The sequence below is a fragment of the Amycolatopsis sp. PS_44_ISF1 genome, from assembly GCF_032335455.1.
Lineage (GTDB): Bacteria > Actinomycetota > Actinomycetes > Mycobacteriales > Pseudonocardiaceae > Amycolatopsis.
In genome coordinates, this window is the sequence record NZ_JANUXO010000002.1 from 2,235,951 (window position 1) to 2,253,684 (window position 17,734).

The 17,734-nt window shown below is 73.3% G+C and carries 17 protein-coding genes; 1 reads left to right on the top strand and 16 read right to left on the bottom strand.

The window, feature by feature from the left end:
• Nucleotides 1-46: 46 nt before the first annotated feature.
• From NYF13_RS24145 to pyrR, 14 genes are all read right to left on the bottom strand, one after another.
• Entirely contained in the window at nt 47-589 is a 543-nt protein-coding gene (locus NYF13_RS24145; protein ID WP_315660410.1) for a GNAT family N-acetyltransferase, read from the bottom strand.
• 334 nt (nt 590-923) lie between these two features.
• Nucleotides 924-3,044 carry a primosomal protein N' gene (locus NYF13_RS24150; protein ID WP_315659861.1) on the bottom strand — a complete coding sequence of 707 codons (2,121 nt, stop codon included), beginning with the start codon at nt 3,042-3,044 and terminating at the stop codon, nt 924-926.
• A gap of 97 nt (nt 3,045-3,141) precedes the next feature.
• Entirely contained in the window at nt 3,142-4,350 is a 1,209-nt protein-coding gene (gene metK / locus NYF13_RS24155) for a methionine adenosyltransferase (RefSeq protein WP_315659863.1), read from the bottom strand.
• 83 nt (nt 4,351-4,433) lie between these two features.
• Nucleotides 4,434-5,672 carry a bifunctional phosphopantothenoylcysteine decarboxylase/phosphopantothenate--cysteine ligase CoaBC gene (gene coaBC, locus NYF13_RS24160; RefSeq protein ID WP_315659864.1) on the bottom strand — a complete coding sequence of 413 codons (1,239 nt, stop codon included), beginning with the start codon at nt 5,670-5,672 and terminating at the stop codon, nt 4,434-4,436.
• Nucleotides 5,665-5,934, bottom strand: coding sequence for a DNA-directed RNA polymerase subunit omega (gene rpoZ / locus NYF13_RS24165; RefSeq protein ID WP_020658117.1), 270 nt, complete (start codon nt 5,932-5,934; stop codon nt 5,665-5,667). The genes coaBC and rpoZ overlap by 8 nt, the downstream gene beginning before the upstream one ends.
• On the bottom strand, nt 5,931-6,602 hold the full coding sequence (gene gmk / locus NYF13_RS24170) for a guanylate kinase (RefSeq protein WP_315659867.1): 672 nt from the start codon (nt 6,600-6,602) through the stop codon (nt 5,931-5,933). The genes rpoZ and gmk overlap by 4 nt, the downstream gene beginning before the upstream one ends.
• Nucleotides 6,599-6,916 (bottom strand): integration host factor, actinobacterial type, encoded by a 318-nt coding sequence (mihF, locus tag NYF13_RS24175; RefSeq protein WP_003096398.1) that lies wholly within the window; start codon nt 6,914-6,916, stop codon nt 6,599-6,601. Before mihF ends, gmk begins: the two co-directional genes overlap by 4 nt.
• Before the next feature lie 107 nt (nt 6,917-7,023).
• A complete protein-coding gene (pyrF, locus tag NYF13_RS24180) occupies nt 7,024-7,890 on the bottom strand; it encodes an orotidine-5'-phosphate decarboxylase (RefSeq protein ID WP_315659884.1) in 867 nt (288 codons plus the stop codon).
• A complete protein-coding gene (gene carB / locus NYF13_RS24185; protein WP_315659886.1) occupies nt 7,887-11,240 on the bottom strand; it encodes a carbamoyl-phosphate synthase large subunit in 3,354 nt (1,117 codons plus the stop codon). Before carB ends, pyrF begins: the two co-directional genes overlap by 4 nt.
• The gene (gene carA / locus NYF13_RS24190; RefSeq protein ID WP_315659888.1) at nt 11,240-12,397 is read right to left on the bottom strand and encodes a glutamine-hydrolyzing carbamoyl-phosphate synthase small subunit; all 1,158 of its coding nucleotides are present in this window, start codon (nt 12,395-12,397) and stop codon (nt 11,240-11,242) included. The genes carB and carA overlap by 1 nt, the downstream gene beginning before the upstream one ends.
• The gene (locus NYF13_RS24195) at nt 12,394-12,897 is read right to left on the bottom strand and encodes a transporter (RefSeq protein WP_315659889.1); all 504 of its coding nucleotides are present in this window, start codon (nt 12,895-12,897) and stop codon (nt 12,394-12,396) included. Before NYF13_RS24195 ends, carA begins: the two co-directional genes overlap by 4 nt.
• Nucleotides 12,897-14,225, bottom strand: coding sequence for a dihydroorotase (locus NYF13_RS24200; protein WP_315659890.1), 1,329 nt, complete (start codon nt 14,223-14,225; stop codon nt 12,897-12,899). Before NYF13_RS24200 ends, NYF13_RS24195 begins: the two co-directional genes overlap by 1 nt.
• Complete coding sequence (locus tag NYF13_RS24205; protein WP_315659891.1) at nt 14,222-15,154, bottom strand: aspartate carbamoyltransferase catalytic subunit; 933 nt, start codon at nt 15,152-15,154, stop codon at nt 14,222-14,224. Before NYF13_RS24205 ends, NYF13_RS24200 begins: the two co-directional genes overlap by 4 nt.
• On the bottom strand, nt 15,151-15,744 hold the full coding sequence (gene pyrR / locus NYF13_RS24210; RefSeq protein WP_315659892.1) for a bifunctional pyr operon transcriptional regulator/uracil phosphoribosyltransferase PyrR: 594 nt from the start codon (nt 15,742-15,744) through the stop codon (nt 15,151-15,153). Before pyrR ends, NYF13_RS24205 begins: the two co-directional genes overlap by 4 nt.
• 261 nt (nt 15,745-16,005) lie before the next feature.
• On the opposite strand from pyrR, the gene NYF13_RS24215 reads away from it, so the two are divergent.
• Nucleotides 16,006-16,494, top strand: a complete 489-nt coding sequence (locus NYF13_RS24215; protein WP_003096372.1) for a transcriptional regulator — start codon at nt 16,006-16,008, stop codon at nt 16,492-16,494.
• Between the two features lie 206 nt (nt 16,495-16,700).
• On the opposite strand, the gene nusB is transcribed toward NYF13_RS24215, so the two are convergent.
• Together nusB and efp are read right to left on the bottom strand one after the other, a co-directional pair.
• Entirely contained in the window at nt 16,701-17,159 is a 459-nt protein-coding gene (gene nusB, locus NYF13_RS24220; RefSeq protein ID WP_315659899.1) for a transcription antitermination factor NusB, read from the bottom strand.
• Nucleotides 17,159-17,722, bottom strand: a complete 564-nt coding sequence (gene efp, locus NYF13_RS24225; protein ID WP_315659900.1) for an elongation factor P — start codon at nt 17,720-17,722, stop codon at nt 17,159-17,161. Before efp ends, nusB begins: the two co-directional genes overlap by 1 nt.
• Between the last annotated feature and the right edge of the window lie 12 nt (nt 17,723-17,734).

A 17,734-nucleotide genomic window follows, 5' to 3' on the forward strand; every position in this document is an offset into this window, starting at 1 on the left:
CCTCGACCGGGTGCTGCGCGCGCTCGGGATCGCCGCGGCGCGCGGCTCAGGGGTGGTCGCGGCCCGCCCGTCCGGACGGCTGGTGGACACCGGCCGGGACCAGCCGCTTGACCAGGACGAAGCACAGCTCGGGTACGGGCTCGGCCTCGGGCACGCCGTCGAAGGAGTGGCAGACGACGGTGCCGCGGCCCCAGTCCCGGTAGCCGAGCCGGCGGTAGAGCCGCGCCGCTCGCTGGTTGTCGGTGCGGACGGCGAGAGCGCCCCGCTCGTGACCGTCGCCGACGAGGCGCTGCTCGGCCGCCTCGACCAGTGCCCGGCCGATGCCCTGGTTCCGTAGCCCCTCCCGCACCTCCAGGTGGGTCAGCAGCGGAACGCGCGGCAGGTGCCACCGGATCGGCGCCTCCTCGGCGTCCTCCAGCCAGAGGTAGAGCACGCCGGCCGGCTGCGGACCGCGCCAGGCGGTGAGCAGGACGCCGAGTCCCGCGGCCTGCCGGGTGAGGCGGTCCTCGAAGTAGCGGGGTTCGCCCAGCGCCGCGGCGAGGACCCCGAGATCCGCCGGCCCGGCCGGCCGGACCAAAGCCGAGTGCATGGCCTGGCACCCCTTCTCACCGGACCGGCCGGTGCCGCCGCCGGTTTCGGGGGCGGCCCCGGTCGCGGGAACCGGGTCCTCACCCCCCGTTCCCACTTTATGGGCCCACGGCGCAGGCGCGAAGCCCGCAGACGCAGGAGCCGCGCCCCACGAACGGCGCAACCGGGCTGCGGCCCGGTCACCGTGGCGAGCCACCGGCGATGCTTTCCTGGGCCGATCAGCGAATCGCGCGAGACCGGCAGCACCGGGGCGAGGCGGCCGTGACGCGCCCGGCTCCACCCCGTCCGCCCTCGCGCCGGGCCGCGAGCGCTACCCGATCGGCGCAACCACCGCCCTAGATCAAGTCCAGCGGATCGAGCTGGATCCGCACCGGCTCCGTCGCCTTGCGCGCGTCGCGGCGGGCGGCGGCGGCGTGGACGGCGGCGGCGAGGGTCTTGCCGTCCGGGCGGGCGACCCGGACCAGGGCGCGTTCGCGGGCGGCGTTGCCCTCCTCGTCGAAGTCGCCCAGGGGGACCGGGCCCAGTACCTCGCCGGTGCCGGGCAGCGGGAGGTCGTCGAGGACGCCCGCCACGGCGTCCGGAGTGCCTTCGACGCTCGCCATCCGCACGGCGGGCGGGAACCCCAGCTCGCGGCGCTCGGACAGCTCCTGCGCCGCGTGCCAGGCCGGGTCCCAGCGCACCAGCGCCTGCACCACCGGCAGCCCCGCCTCCGCGCCGACCACGATGCGCCCGCCCGACGCGGCCGGGCGCACCAGCGAGCCCGCGGCCATCCAGCGCCGCAACGTCTCCTCCGAAGCCCGCAGGTCCTGCCGGCCCAGCAGCGCCCAGCCGTCCAGCAGCAGCGCCGCGCCGTAACCGCCCTCGGCCACCGGCTCGGCCCCCGGCGTGCAGACCACCAGGGCCGGGCGGCCCGGCACGCTAGCCAGCACCTCCGTGGCCCCCGAGGTCCGCACCGGCACCCCCGGGAAGGCCCGGCCCAGCTCCTCCGCGGTGCGCTTGGCCCCGACGATCACCGCGCGCAGCCGCCCCGAACCACAAGCCACGCACCGGAACGCCGTCTCCGGCACCCCGCACCAGCGGCAGGCGGGCGGCTTCGGCGCGCCGTCGGCCGAACCGCCGGGCAGCGCCAGCGGGCCCGCGCAACGGCGGCAGTGCGCGGCCGTCCGGCAGTGGCCGCAGGCCAGCCCCGGCACGTACCCGCGCCGCGGCACCTGCACCAGCGTCGGGAGCCCCGCGGCGAACGCCTGCCGGGCCGCCTCGAACGCCACCGCGGGCAGCCGGGCGACGCGGGCCGCCTCGTCCCGGGCCACGTCGAAGTCCTCCCCGACCGGGGTCACGCGCGGGGCCGCCGCGCGCAGCTCGGCCCGGTCGGCCAGCACCGGCTGGGCCCAGCCGGACTCGACGAGCAGCTGCGCCTCCGCCGTCCGCGCGAAACCGCCCACGAGCAGCGACGCCTTCGCCGCGTGGGCCCGGTCCATCACCACGTCACGCACGTGCGGGTACGGCGCGTGCGGGTCGAGGTGAAGATCGTCGCCGTCGTCCCAGACCACGAACAGGCCCGGTTCGGCCACCGGCGCGAACATCGCCGCGCGGGTGCCGACCACCACGCGCACCGCGCCGCGCAGCACCGCGAGCCACCGCCGGTACCGCTCCGCCGGCCCCAGCCCCGCGATCAGCGCGACCACGGCCGACTCGCCCACCAGCCCGGCGCACGCCGCGTGCACCCGGTCCAGGTCCCGGTGGTCGGGCACCACGAGCAGCGCGCCCCGCCCCTGCGCGGCGGCCGCGGCGGCGGCCTCGGCGAGCCGGCGCGGCCAGTCCTCCCCCGGCAGCGCCTGCCAGACGGCGTTCGCGGGCTTGCCCTCCGCCGTCGCCTCCAGGAAGGCCGGACCCCGCTGGTACCGCGCCCACGCCGAAACGTCGGGGGACGGCGGGGCCGGGGCCGGCTCGGCGGGCGGCTCGCCCTCCACCTTCGCGTGCCGCGGCGGCAGGGCCAGCCGCAGCACGTCGGAAAGCGTGCCGCCGTAGCGGTCCGCCACCGCCCGGCAGACGGTGAGCAGCGAAGGGGGCAGCACGGCCTCGCTGGAGGTGACCCGCTCCAGGAACGCCAGCTTCCGCTCGTACTCGGTGGTGTCGGTGCGCTCGACCAGGAAGCCGTCCACGAGCTGCCCCGCGAACCGCACCCGCACGCGGCAGCCGGGCACCGCGGCCTCGTGCAGCTTTTCCGGCACCTGGTAGTCGAAGGTGCGGTCCAGGTGCGCCAGCGGGATGTCGACCACGACCTTCGCCACCGGGAGCTCGGGCGCCGGCTGCTGCTGTCCCTTGCGCGGCCCGGGTTTCCGCGCCCCGGGCCGGCCCGCGGACTTCGGCGCGCGCGCCGGCGCGGCCTTCGGCCCCGGCTCGGTGCGCGAAGGCTCCGGGAGTTCCCACAGCGGGGCCGGTTCGGAGCTGCTCACCCCGTGATCTCTACCAGACCCCACCGACGCGAAAGCCCCCGCCCGGACTTCCCGGACGGGGGCTTTCGCTTCAGAGGCTTCAGAGGCTTCAGGGCCGTCAGGCCCCGGCCGCCGAGCGCAGCGCCTCGGCGCGCGAGGTGCTCTCCCACGGCAGGTCGAGGTCCGGCCGGCCGAAGTGGCCGTAGGCCGCGGTCGGCGCGTAGATCGGGCGCAGCAGGTCCAGATCGCGGATGATCGCGGCCGGGCGCAGGTCGAACACCTCGGTGATGGCGGACTGGATCTTCGCCGGGTCCACCTTCTCGGTGCCGAAGGACTCCACGAACAGGCCGACCGGTGCGGCCTTGCCGATCGCGTAGGCCACCTGGACCTCCACGCGGCTCGCGAGACCCGCGGCGACCACGTTCTTGGCCACCCAGCGCATCGCGTAGGCGGCCGAGCGGTCCACCTTCGACGGGTCCTTGCCGGAGAACGCGCCGCCGCCGTGGCGGGCCATGCCGCCGTAGGTGTCGACGATGATCTTGCGCCCGGTCAGCCCCGCGTCGCCCATCGGGCCGCCGATGACGAACCGGCCGGTCGGGTTCACCAGCAGCCGGACCCCGGTGGTGTCCAGGCCGAGCTCGGCCAGCTCCGGCTCGACCACGTGCTGCTTCACGTCGACGCCGAGCATCTGCTCCAGGTCGATGCCGTCCGCGTGCTGGGTGGACACGACGACGGTGTCGAGGCGCACCGGCTTCTCACCGTCGTACTCGATGGTCACCTGGGTCTTGCCGTCCGGGCGCAGGTACGGCAGCACACCGTCGTTGCGGACCGCGGTGAGCCGGCGGGAGAGCCGGTGCGCCAGCGCGATCGGCAGCGGCATCAGCTCGGGGGTGTCCGAGCAGGCGTAGCCGAACATCAGGCCCTGGTCGCCCGCGCCCTGGCGGTTGATCTCGTCCTCGATCGACGCCGGCTCCACGCGCGCCTCGTACGCGGTGTCCACGCCCTGGGCGATGTCCGGCGACTGCGAGCCGATCGCCACGTTCACGCCGCAGGAGTTGCCGTCGAAGCCCTTGGCCGAGGAGTCGTAGCCGATGCGCAGGATGACGTCGCGCACGATGGTCGGGATGTCCGCGTACGCCTCGGTGGTCACCTCGCCCGCCACGTGCACCTGGCCGGTGGTGATGAGGGTCTCGACGGCGACCCGGCTGCGCGGGTCCTTGCTCAGCAGGCCATCGAGGATCGAGTCGCTGATGGCGTCACAGATCTTGTCGGGATGGCCCTCGGTCACCGATTCCGACGTGAACAGCCTTTTGGTGGACGCAGTCACGAACCCGTCACTTCCCTCGTTCCGCTCGGTGCCCCAGCCCAGGACTTAGGCACCCCTTATGGGCCTTACATTACCCAGAAGAGCTAGTGCTGGAGTCGACGCTCGAGCAAAGCCGTTACCGCGTCCCACAATGTGGCCGCCAGCCGCGCCTTCGCGCCGAACGGGATCTCCTGCTCGGTGCCGTCGGCGGCCAGCAGCCAGCCCGCGTTGTCCTCGGTGCCGAACGCTTTGCCGTCGCCGACCGCGTTGACCACCAGCAGATCGGCGCCCTTGCGGCGCAGCTTGGCCCGGGCGTGGTCGAGCACGCTGCCGTCCTCGTCGCCGGTCTCGGCGGCGAAGCCCACCACCACCTGGCCCTCGCGGCGAGCCTGGACCAGCTCGGCCAGGACGTCCGCGGTGCGGTCCAGGGTGAGCACCGGATCGGGCCGGTCGTCGGACTTCTTGATCTTGCTGCCGACCCGCGCCGAGGGCCGGAAGTCGGCGACCGCGGCGGCCATCACCACCACATCGGCGCCGGCGGCCGCGGCGTGCACGGACTGGCGCAGTTCCTCCGCGCTCGACACCCGCTCCAGCCGGACGCCCGCGGGGACCGGCAGTTCGGCGGTGTGCGCGGCGACCAGGGTCACCTCGGCGCCGCGCTGGGCGGCGACCCGGGCGAGGGCGAAGCCCTGCTTGCCCGAGGAGCGGTTGCCCAGGTAGCGCACCGGGTCCAGCGGCTCACGGGTGCCGCCGGCGGAGATCACCACGCGCCGGCCCTCGAGGTCGCGGGGCAGCGCGCGGGGCTCGTCGAGCAGCAGCCGGGCCAGGTCCACGATCTCGGCCGGGTCGGCCAGCCGGCCCTTGCCGGTGTCGGCGCCGGTCAGCCGCCCGGCCGCGGGCTCGGTCACCACCGTCCCGCGCGAGCGCAGCAGCGCCACGTTGTCGCGGGTGGCCGGGTGCTCCCACATCTCGGTGTGCATGGCCGGGAAGAACGCGACCGGGCACCGGGCGGTGAGCAGGGTGGCGGTCAGCAGGTCGTCGGCGATCCCGTGCGCGGCCTTGGCCAGCAGGTTCGCCGTGGCCGGGACCACCAGCACCAGGTCGGCCTCCTGGCCGACCCGCACGTGCTGCACCTCGGGGACCTCGGTGAACACCCCGGTGTGCACCGGGTGGCCCGAGAGGGCCTCGAAGGTGGCCGCGCCGACGAAGTTCAGCGCGGCTTCGGTGGGCACCACGCGCACGTCGTGCCCGGACTCGGTGAGGCCCCGCAGGACCTCGCAGGCCTTGTAGGCGGCGATCCCGCCGCCCACGCCCAGGACGACCCTGGGCCGGGCGTCACTCACCCTCGGTGTGCTCGAGCAGCCCGCCGTGGATCTCCCGCAGGGCGATCGACAGCGGCTTCTCGCGGGGGCCCGGCTCGACCAGCGGGCCGACGTACTCCAGCAGGCCCTCGCCCAGCTGGGCGTAGTAGTCGTTGATCTGGCGGGCCCGCTTGGCCGAGTAGATCACCAGGGCGTACTTCGAGGAGACCTTTTCGAGCAGGTCGTCGATCGGCGGGTTGGTGATGCCTTCGAGCTCTTCCAGCGTCGCCTGTTGCACAGTCACTCGGGGTGCTCCGTATCGTCGATCAGACCGGCGGCAGGGATGCCACCGCCGGTTATCAAGTCTAGCAACCGCTCGGCGGCGGCCCGCACCTCGGCGTTGACCACGCGCTCGTCGAACTCGCCCGCCGCGGCCAGCTCCCGCTCCGCCTGGGCCAGCCGGGCCGCCACCGCGGCCTCGGACTCGGTGCCGCGCCCGGTCAGCCTGCCGACCAGCTCCTCCCAGGAGGGCGGCATCAGCATCACCAGCCGGGCCTCCGGCATCGCCGCCCGGACCTGGCGCGCGCCCTGCAGCTCGATCTCCAGCACCGCGGGCCGGCCCTCGGCCAGCGCCCGCTCCACCGGCTCCCGCGGGGTGCCGTAGCGGTTGCCCGCGAACTCCGCCCACTCCAGCAGCGCCCCCCGGGCGACCAGCTCGTCGAACTCGTCCTGGCCGACGAAGTGGTAGTGGCGGCCGTCGACCTCGCCGGGGCGCGGCTCGCGGGTGGTGACCGAGACGCTGAAGTAGAGATCCGGCTCGAGCTGGCGCAGCTCCCCCACCACGCTCGACTTCCCGACCCCGGAAGGCCCCGAGACGACGGTGAGCCGGTGACGGGAGGTCTCCCCCGCCACCGGCTCACCATCGCGGCCGGCGCCCCGGAGCACCGGGGAGTCCTGACCGACGCCGCTCACTCTCCGCTGAACTCGGCCAGCAGCGCCTTGCGCTGCCGGTCGCCGAGCCCGCGGAGCCTGCGGCTGGGTGCGATCTCCAGTCGTTCCATCGTCTGCTGGGCCCGGACCTTGCCGACGCCGGGGAGCGCCTCGAGCAGGGCCGAAACCTTCATCTTGCCGAGGACCTCGTTCTCCTCGGCCTGCTTCAGCACGTCGACCAGAGTGGTACCGCCCCGCTTCAGCCGCTCCTTCAGCTCAGCCCGGATGCGGCGGGCGGCGGCGGCCTTCTCCAGCGCCGCAGCACGCTGTTCCTCTGTCAGCTGGGGAAGTGCCACGTTTTCCTCCGGTAGTTCTCAAATCTGGGTGGGTGACGCGACGGTACCCACCCTGGAGCAGGCGCCACAATGCGGGGGTGGCTGGTGGAGGGCGATTCCGGGGCCTGCTATTGGCCGTTTTCCCTGCCCCCGGCCAGCCGGTCCGCCACTTGGCCTACCGCTCGGCGCAGCGCGGCGGCATCCGGGCCGTGGCGCAGCAGGTCACGGGAGGAGGCGGGCAGCAATCCGGGACGTCCGGGCCCGAACAGTGCCCGCAAGTCCCCCGCGGTCGCGCCCTGGGCCCCGAAACCGGGCGCCAGCACGGGTCCGTTCAACCGGGACAGGTCCAGTTCGCCCGCGGCGACGGTGGCGCCGACGACGACGCCGACATCGCCGTAGGGCTCCGCCCCCTCGTTGTGCTCCGCCGCGGCGTCGACGACGCTCTGGGCCACCGTGCGGCCGTCCGGGAGCTTCGCGTTCTGCAGCGCGTGCGCCTCCGGGTTCGAAGTGCGGGCGAGCACGAACAACCCGTTGCCCGCCTCGCGCGCGGCGGTCACCGCGGGCTCCAGCGCGCCGAAGCCGAGATACGGCGAGACCGTGATGGCGTCGGCGGTGAACGCGGCTTCCCCGGCCACGTAAGCGGCCGTGTAGGCCGCCATGGTCGAGCCGATGTCACCGCGCTTGACGTCCAGCAGCACCAGCGCCCCGGCTTCGTGCGCGGCCCGCACGACGCGCTCCAGCACCGCCACCCCGGGCGGGCCGAACGCCTCGAAGAACGCCGATTGCGGCTTCACGATCGCCGTCTCGGCCGCCAGCACCTCGGCCGCGCCCAGCGCGAACCGCTCCAGCCCGCCCAGGCCGGCCGGCAGGCCCCAGGCTTCGATCAGGCCCGGGTGCGGGTCGATCCCGGCGCACAGCGGGCCCCGCGCGGCCACCGCCTCGGCCAGCCGCGCGCCGAACCGGCCCGATCCGGTCCCGGTGCTCCCTGCGGTCACTGCGTGGCCTTCAGCGCGGCCTGGAGGCTCTGCAGGCTCCGCACCCCGATGTCCCCGCGGATGAGGGCTTCGATGCCGTGCACGGCCGCCGCGGCGCCCTGCACGGTGGTGATGCACGGGATGTCGCGCGAGACCGCCGCGGTGCGGATCTCGTAGCCGTCGATGCGCGGACCGCTGTTGCCGTAGGGGGTGTTGATGACCATGTCGACCCCGCCGGCCAGGATCACCTCGACGATGTTCGGCTCCTCGTTCCCCGGGTCCCCGGACGGGACCGCCGCGGTGGTCTCGGTGTGCTTGCGCACCACGGTGCAGCCGACTCCGTTGCGCCGCAGCACTTCCGCCGTGCCGGAGGTGGCCAGGATCTCGAACCCGAGGTCGGCCAGCCGCTTCACCGGGAAGACCAGCGAGCGCTTGTCCCGGTTGGCCACCGAGACGAACACGCGCCCGGAGGTCGGCAGCGAACCGTAGGCGCCGCTCTGGGATTTCGCGAACGCCTTCCCGAAGGACACGTCCACGCCCATCACCTCGCCGGTGGACTTCATCTCCGGTCCGAGCAGCGAGTCGACCCCGTGGCCCTCGGGCGTGCGGAACCGGTGGAAGGGCAGCACGGCCTCCTTGACCGCGACCGGCGAGTCGGCCGGCATCCGGCCGCCGTCGCCTTCGGCCGGCAGCACGCCCGAGGCGCGCAGCTGCGCGATGGTCGAGCCGGTCATCACCAGTGCCGCCGCCTTCGCCAGCGGCACCGCGGTGGCCTTGGAGACGAACGGGACCGTGCGCGAGGCCCGCGGATTGGCCTCCAGCACGTAGAGCACGTCGTCCTTGAGCGCGTACTGGACGTTGAGCAGCCCGCGCACCCCGACCCCGCGCGCGATCAGCTCCGTGGAGCGGCGCACCTCCTGCAGGTCGGTGGCGCCGAGGGTGATCGGCGGCAGCGCGCACGAGGAGTCGCCGGAGTGGATGCCGGCCTCCTCGATGTGCTCCATCACCCCGCCCAGGTACAGCTGTTCGCCGTCGAACAGCGCGTCGACGTCGATTTCGATGGCGTCGTCGAGGAAGCGGTCCACCAGCACCGGGTGCTCCGGGGTGACCTCGGTGGCGCGGCGGATGTAGCGGGCCAGCGACTCCTCGTCGTAGACGATCTCCATGCCGCGCCCGCCGAGCACGTAGGAGGGCCGCACCAGCACCGGGTAGCCGATCTCGTCGGCGACGCGCTTGGCGCCCTCGAACGAGGTGGCGGTGCCGTAGCGCGGGGCGGGCAGCCCGGCCTCGGTGAGCACCTCGCCGAACGCGCCGCGGTCCTCGGCCAGGTTGATCGCCTCGGGCGGGGTCCCGACCACCGGCACCCCGGCGTCCGCGAGCCGCTGCGCCAGCCCGAGCGGGGTCTGGCCGCCGAGCTGGACGATCACGCCCGCCACGGTGCCGGACTGCTGCTCGGCGTGCACCACCTCGAGCACGTCCTCGAACGACAGGGGCTCGAAGTACAGCCGGTCGGAGGTGTCGTAGTCGGTGGAGACGGTTTCCGGGTTGCAGTTGACCATCACGGCCTCGAACCCGGCCTCGCGCAGCGCGATCGCCGCGTGCACGCACGAGTAGTCGAACTCGATGCCCTGCCCGATCCGGTTCGGTCCCGAGCCGAGGATGAGCACCTTCGGCTTGTCCGGCTGGGCCGCGACCTCCGACTGCGCCGCGGGATCGGTCTCGTAGGCCGAATAGTGGTACGGGGTGTTCGCGGCGAACTCGGCCGCGCAGGTGTCCACGGTCTTGAACACCGGCCGCACGCCGAGCCGGTGGCGCAGCGCGCGCACCCCGTCCTCGCCGGCCAGTTCCGGGCGCAGCGCGGCGATCTGCCGGTCGGACAGGCCGGTGCGCTTGGCGCGGCGCAGCAGTCCGCCGTCGAGCACCGGCGCGTCCCGCACCTCGGCGCCGACCTCGCCGATCAGCGCGATCTGGTCGACGAACCACGGGTCGATGCCGCTGGCCTCGTGCACCTGCGCGACGGTGGCGCCCAGCCGCAGCGCCCGCTCCACCTCGTACAGCCGGCCCTCGTGCGGCACCCGCAGGGCGTCCAAAGTGGACTCCAGGGTGACGTCGGCGGGGTCGGGCCGGGTCCAGAAGCCGGCCGCCTTGGTCTCGATCGAGCGCATCGCCTTGCCGAGCGCCTCGGGGAAGCTGCGGCCGAACGACATCGCTTCGCCGACGCTCTTCATCGTCGTGGTCAGCGTCGGGTCCGCACCCGGGAACTTCTCGAAGGCGAACCGCGGGATCTTCACCACGACGTAGTCCAGCACCGGCTCGAACGCGGCCGGGGTCTCGCCGGTGATGTCGTTGCGGATCTCGTCGAGCGTGTAGCCGATGGCGAGCTTCGCGGCGATCTTGGCGATCGGGAAACCGGTCGCCTTCGAGGCCAGCGCGCTCGAGCGGGAGACGCGCGGGTTCATCTCGATCACGACCATGCGGCCGTCCTCGGGGTTGATCGCGAACTGGATGTTGCAGCCGCCGGTGTCCACCCCGACCTCGCGCAGCACGGCGATGCCGACGTCGCGCATCACCTGGTACTCGCGGTCGGTCAGGGTCATCGTGGGCGCGACCGTGACCGAGTCGCCGGTGTGCACGCCCATCGCGTCGACGTTCTCGATCGAGCAGACGACCACGACGTTGTCGTGCTTGTCGCGCATCAGCTCCAGCTCGTACTCCTTCCAGCCGAGCACGCTCTCCTCGATCAGCACCTCGGTCACCGGCGACTCGTCCAGGCCGGCCGACGCCAGCCGCTCCAGCTCCCCGGGCGTGTAGGCCAGCCCGGAACCCAGGCCGCCCATGGTGAACGACGGCCGGATGACCACCGGCAGGCCCAGCTCGGCCACCGTGGCGCGCACGTCGGCCATCGAGTTGCACACGCGCGAGCGCGGCACGTCGGCGCCGATCGAGCGCACGATGTCCTTGAACTTCTGCCGGTCCTCGCCGCGCTGGATGGCGTCGATGTCCGCGCCGATCAGCTCCACGCCGTACTTCTCCAGCACCCCGCGCTCGTGCAGCGCGACCGCGCAGTTGAGCGCCGTCTGCCCGCCGAGGGTGGCCAGCAGCGTGTCCACCGGGCGCCCCAGCGCCTGCTCCTGGGCGATGACCTTCTCGACGAAGTCCGGCGTCACCGGCTCGATGTAGGTGGCGTCGGCGAACTCGGGGTCGGTCATGATGGTCGCCGGGTTCGAGTTCACCAGCGACACGCGCAGCCCCTCGCTGCGCAGCACCCGGCAGGCCTGCGTGCCCGAGTAGTCGAACTCGGCGGCCTGCCCGATCACGATCGGCCCGGAGCCGATCACCAGCACGTGCTGGATGTCTGTCCTCTTCGGCATCAGGCCTTCTTCTCCTGGGTCGTGCCCGCGCGGGACTCCATCAAGCCCACGAACTCGTCGAACAGGGGCGCCGCGTCGTGCGGACCGGCCGCGGCCTCGGGGTGGTACTGCACCGAGAACGCCGGCACGTCGAAGGCGCGCACACCCTCGACCGTGTCATCGTTCGGGCAGTAGTGGCTGATCTGCGCGGCGCCGTACGGGGTGTCGAAGCGCTGGCCCGGCTCGCCCTCCAGGGCGAAGCCGTGGTTCTGCGCCGTGATCGCGACCCGCCGGGTGGCCACGTCGATCACCGGGATGTTGATCCCGCGGTGGCCGTAGCGCATCTTGTACGTGCCCAGCCCCAGCGCGCGGCCGAGGATCTGGTTGCCGAAGCAGATGCCGAACAGCGGGATCTCCCGCTCCAGCACCGCCCGGGTCAGCGCGGTGGCGTGCTCGGTGGTCGCCGGGTCGCCCGGCCCGTTGGACAGGAACACCCCGTCCGGCTCGGTGGCCAGCAGCTGTTCGATCGAGGCGGCCGAGGGCAGCACGTGCACCTCCAGCCCGCGCGCGGCCATCAGCCGCGGGGTGTTCGCCTTGATGCCCAGGTCCAGCGCGGCGACGCGGAACCGCCGCTCGCCCGCCGCCTCGACCACGTAGGGCCGGTCCGTGGAGACCTCACCGGCCAGGTCGGCGCCCTTCATCGGCGGGCTGCCCAGGACCTCGGCCACCATCTGCTCGTCCGAGCCGAGCGCGTCGCCGGAGAACACCCCCGCGCGCATCGCGCCCTGCTCGCGCAGGTGCCGGGTCAGCGTGCGGGTGTCCACCTCGGCGATGCCGACGACCCCCTGCCGCTCCAGCTCCGCGTCCAGCGAGCGCTTCGAGCGCCAGTTCGACGGCGTCCGCGCCGGATCGCGCACCACGTAGCCGGAGACCCAGATCCGGGCCGACTCGTCGTCCTCGTCGTTCCAGCCGGTGTTGCCGATCTGCGGCGCGGTCTGCACCACGATCTGGCGGTGGTAGGACGGGTCGGTCAAGGTCTCCTGGTAACCGGTCATACCGGTGCAGAACACCGCCTCCCCCCACGTCCGGCCGCGCGCGCCGTAGGCGGCGCCGCGGAAGACCCGGCCGTCCTCCAGAACCAGGGCGGCCGGGCCGCGGCTGCTGTTCGCGGTGCTCACTGGGCACCTCCCTTGATGTCGTGATCGGAAAGTTGAGCGATCCACAGTGGATAGTCGTCGAGCTGGTCGCCGCGGAAACCGGTGTCCAGTTCGGTCTCCCCGGCCCGCCAGGTGATGACCAGCAGCGCGTCGGTGCCCATCACCTTCCCGGCGATCCGCGAGTCGCGGCGGACCCCGGTGACCGCCTCGCGCGGGATCCAGAAGTCCGGCGCCCCGCCGCGCTCCACGGCGATGCCGCCCGGGTGCAGCCGCCAGACCGCGCCACTGCGCAGACCGGCGCCGCGGGTGACCACGCGGTCCTGCCAGTGGCCCGCGGTGGTCGTGCTGACGTAGAGCCCGGTCGACTCCAGCCGGACCTCGCCCGGGTCCGGCGGGAGCTGCGGGAACGGCGGCACCAGCACGCTCTGCGCGCGGGACTTGCGCCGCCAGCCCAGCCACATGCCCCACAGGCAGAGGAGGAAGAAGACGACGATCCCCAGGGTGAGAAGGACCCGGTCCATCAGCAGATCTTCCCTTCGCGCGCGGTGATCCGCCCGCGCAGCACGGTCGCCGTCACCACGCCGGGCAGGCGCATTCCCTCGTACGGGGTGTTGACGGAGATGCTGGCCAGCTCGGCGCCGCGCACGGTCCACTCGGCGTCCGGGTCGACCAGGGTCAGGTTGGCGGGCTCGCCCGGCTCGACCGGCCGGCCGTGGTCGGGCAGGCTGCCGATCGCGGCGGGCCGCTCGCTGAGCACGCGGGCCACCCCGCGCCAGTCGAGCAGCCCGGTCTTCACCATCGTCTCGACCACCACCGAGAGCGCGGTCTGCAGGCCGAGCATCCCCGGCCGCGCGGCGCTCCACTCGGTGTCCTTGTCCTGCACGGCGTGCGGGGCGTGGTCGGTGGCGACGCAGTCGATCACGCCCTCGGCCAGCGCGGCGCGCAGCTGCTCGACATCGCCCCCGGTGCGCAGCGGCGGGTTCACCTTGTTCACCGGGTCGTGGGTGGCCAGCCGCTCGTCGGTGAGCAGCAGGTGGTGCGGCGTCACCTCGGCCGAGACCGACGTGCCGCGCTCCTTGGCCCACCGCAGCACGTCCACGGTGCCCGCGGTGGAAACGTGGCAGACGTGCAGCCGGGCGCCGGCGTGCCGCGCCAGCAGGCAGTCGCGCGCCACGATCGACTCCTCGGCCGAGGCCGGCCAGCCCGCGTAGCCCAGCCGCGACGCCTGCTCGCCCTCGTGCGCCTGCGCGCCGACGGTCAGCCGGGGCTCTTCGGCGTGCTGCGCGATCACCGCGTCGAGCGCGGTCGAGTACTCCAGCGCGCGGCGCATCAGCAGCGGGTCGGCGACGCAGACGCCGTCGTCGGAGAACACCCGCACCCGCGCGGCGGCCTTGGCCATGGTGCCGAGTTCGGCCAGCTTCTCGCCCTTCAGCCCGACCGTGACCGCGCCGACCGGGTGCACGTCGACCAGCCCGGTCTCCTGCCCGCGCCGCCACACGTGGTCGACGACCAGCGAGTTGTCGGCCACCGGGTCGGTGTTGGCCATCGCGAACACGGCCGTGTAGCCGCCCAGCGCCGCGGCGGCCGAACCGGTCTCGACGGTCTCGGTGTCCTCGCGGCCGGGTTCGCGCAGGTGCGTGTGCAGGTCGACGAAGCCGGGCAGCAGCACCTGGCCCGCGGCTTCGAGCACCTCGGCGCCGTCGGGCACCGCCACCGCGCCGACCGCGGTGATCACCCCGTCTTCGATGAGCACGTCGACCGGCTCGCCCTCCCCGTACGGACGGGCGCCCTGGACCACGAGGACTGTGGTCGGTGCCGCCTCCTCGGAGGCAGGTGCGTCGGTGGTCACGCGGCGGCTCCTTCGCTGGCCAGCAGGTGGTAGAGGACCGCCATGCGCACGTGCACGCCGTTGCGGACCTGTTCGGTGATGGCCGAGGCCGGGGAGTCGGCGACCGCCGAGGCGATCTCCATCCCGCGCAGCATCGGGCCGGGGTGCAGCACCACGGCGTGCTCCGGCAGCAGCCCCAGGCGCCGCTCGGACAGGCCGTAGGAGATCGAGTACTCCCGCGCGGAGGGGAAGAACCCGCCGGTCATCCGCTCGGCCTGCACGCGCAGCATCATCACCGCGTCGACCGCGGGCAGCTCCGCGTCCAGGTCGTGGGAGACCGTGACCGGCAGCGCTTCGACACCGACCGGCAGCAGCGTCGGCGGCGCCACCAGCACCACCTCCGCGCCGAGGGTGGCGAGCAGGTGGAGGTTCGACCGCGCGACGCGGCTGTGCAGCACGTCGCCGACGATCGCCACGCGGCGCCCGGCCAGGGAGCCGAGCCGCTCCCGCAGGGTGGCCGCGTCGAGCAGCGCCTGCGTCGGGTGCTCGTGCGTGCCGTCGCCCGCGTTCACCACCGCGGTGCCGGCTTCGGCCAGCCAGCCCGACAGCCGGTGGGCCGCGCCGGAGGCCGGGTGGCGGACGATCACGCAGTCGGCGCCCGCGGCGGCCAGGGTGAGCGCGGTGTCCCGCAGCGACTCCCCCTTGTTGACCGAGGAGCTGGCCGCCGAGACGTTGATCACGTCGGCGCTCATCCACTTGCCCGCGATCTCGAACGAGACCCGGGTGCGGGTGGAATTCTCGTAGAACAGGGTGATCACCGTGCGGCCGCGCAGCGTCGGCAGCTTCTTGACCTCGCGGCCGAGCAGCGTGTGCTTCAGCTCGTCGGCGGTGTCGAGGACGGCTGTGGCGGTGTCGGCGTCCAGCCCGTCCGTGGCGAGCAGGTGCTTCACCGGGTCTCTCCTTCCGGGGCGCGCAGCAGGACCGCGTCCCGGCCGTCGGTTTCGGTCAGCAGCACGGAAACGCCCTCGGCCCGCGCGGTGGGCACGTTCTTCCCGACGTAGTCGGCGCGGATCGGCAGCTCCCGGTGGCCGCGGTCGACGAGCACCGCGAGCTGGACGGCGCGGGGACGGCCCTGGTCGCGCAGGGCATCGAGCGCCGCGCGGATGGTGCGCCCGGAGAACAGCACGTCGTCGACCAGGATCACCAGCCGGTCGTCGATGCCGGAGGCGGGAAGCTGCGTCTGCTCCAGCGCGCGCGGCGGGCGGCGGCGAAGGTCGTCGCGGTAGAGGGTGACGTCGAGGGCACCCGTGGGGGGCGCGACCCCGGCGAACTCGCCGATCTTCCCGGCCAGCCGCAGGGCCAGCGGGGTGCCGCGGGTCGGGATGCCGAGCAGCACCGGGGGTGCGGCGTCTTCCGGCGGACCGGCGGTCTTCTCGATGACCTGGTGGGCCATCCGGGCAATGGTGCGCGCGACATCGCCGGCGGAAAGGAGCTCGCGCTCCCCGGCCGGCACCGCCGCGCCACGCGGACGTGACGACAAGGCGGACCCCCTTCCCCGCCTCTCTGGACGGGTCCTTAAAGGACGTCGATCTCCGGCTTGTGCGAGGAAATCGCACCGACAGTAGCAGGGGAGGTCAATCAGCCTTCCGGGTGGTGCGGCCACGGCCCCGACCAGGGGCGGAAGAGCTTCTGCTTGACCTGGTGACAACTATGCGTAACCATTACTCTGAGTATTCGACTCGAGGAGTCCCCGCACCGGTGATCCGACCGGCGTGGGGGTGAGGAAACGGAGATCCACCAGATGGGCGATTACGCCAAGGCGCTCGGGGCCAAGCTCCGCGGGATCCGCCAGCAGCAGGGCCTGTCCCTGCACGGGGTCGAGCAGAAGTCGGGTGGCCGCTGGAAGGCCGTCGTCGTCGGCTCGTACGAGCGTGGCGATCGGGCCGTCACCGTCCAGAAGCTGGCCGAGCTGGCCGACTTCTACGGCGTGCCGGTGGTCGAGCTGCTGCCGGAGGGCCGCGTGCCCTCGGGCGCCGAGCCCGCCACCAAGATCGTGATCAACCTGGAACGGCTCCAGCAGCTGCCCGCGGAGAAGGTCGGCCCGCTCGCCCGGTACGCGGCGACGATCCAGAGCCAGCGCGGCGACTACAACGGCAAGGTGCTCTCCATCCGCACCGAGGACCTGCGGTCGCTGGCCATCATCTACGACATGACCCCGGGCGAGCTCACCGAGCAGCTGATCGACTGGGGGGTCCTGCCGCCCGAGGCCCGTCCGTCCAAAGAAGACTGATGTCCGGCCGCTGCCCGACGCGGTGAGCGTTTCCGGGGTTCCGGTTGCCCGGCACCGGAAACGCTCACCCCGCCTCGGGCACCGGCCGTGGCTGCGGACGGTGATCAACGCCGGTCCGCGGTCCGGTCCCCGGCGCCGGGGACCGGCTCGCGCCGTGACCCGATCGGGCTAGCGCCGCTCTACCCGGGGTATCCGGCCGCGAGCGGCTAGAGGACCGCGCGGAGCCGGTCGGCGATGGTGCCGATGCGGCCCAGCACCCCGTTGACGAACCGGGGCGAATCGTCGGTGGAGAGCTCCTTGGCCAGCCCGACCGCCTCGTCGATGGCGACCGCGTCGGGCACGTCGGCCGACCACAGCATTTCGTAGACGCCCACGCGCAGCACCGCGAGGTCGACCGGCGGCATCCGGTCCAGGGTCCAGCCCTGCGAGTGCTCGGACAGCAGCTCGTCGATCTGCTCCCGCCGCGTGGTGACGCCCTCCACGACCGTGATCGTGTAGTCCCCCACCGGGTCGACCTCCACCGCGCCGACCCGGTCGGCCAGCAGGGTGACCGCGTCGGCGCGGCGCTGGGCGGCCTCGTACAGCATCTCGACCGCCCGGCGCCGCGCCTGCCGGCGGCTGATCGACCCGCCGCGATCGGGATGCGGCGGCAGTTTCTCCGGCATCAGCTGGAGACTCGGCCGAGGTAGCGGCCGTCGCGGGTGTCGACCTTGATCTTCTCGCCGGTGGAGAGGAACAGCGGGACCTGGATCTCGGCGCCGGTCTCCAGCGTGGCCGGCTTGGTGCCGCCGGTCGAGCGGTCGCCCTGCAGGCCCGGGTCGGTGTGCTGGATCAGGATCTCCACCGAGGTCGGCAGCTCCACGTACAGCGGCACGTCGTTGTGCACCGCGACCTGGACCTCGGTGTTCTCCAGCATGTAGTCGGCGTTGCCGGCCACGGTCTCGGCGGGCACGGTGATCTGGTCGTAGGTGTCGGCGTCCATGAACACGAAGTCCTGGCCGTCCTTATACAGGTAGGTCATGTTCCGGCGGTCCACGGTGGCCGTGTCGACCTTCGTGCCCGCGTTGAAGGTCTTGTCGACGACCTTCCCCGTCAGCACGTGCTTGAGGGTGGTGCGCACGAACGCGCCGCCCTTGCCCGGCTTGACGTGCTGGAACGCGGTGACGGTCCACAGCTGGCCCTCGAGGTTGAGGACGAGCCCGTTCTTCAGGTCGTTGGTGGTGGCCACGAGCTTTCGGTC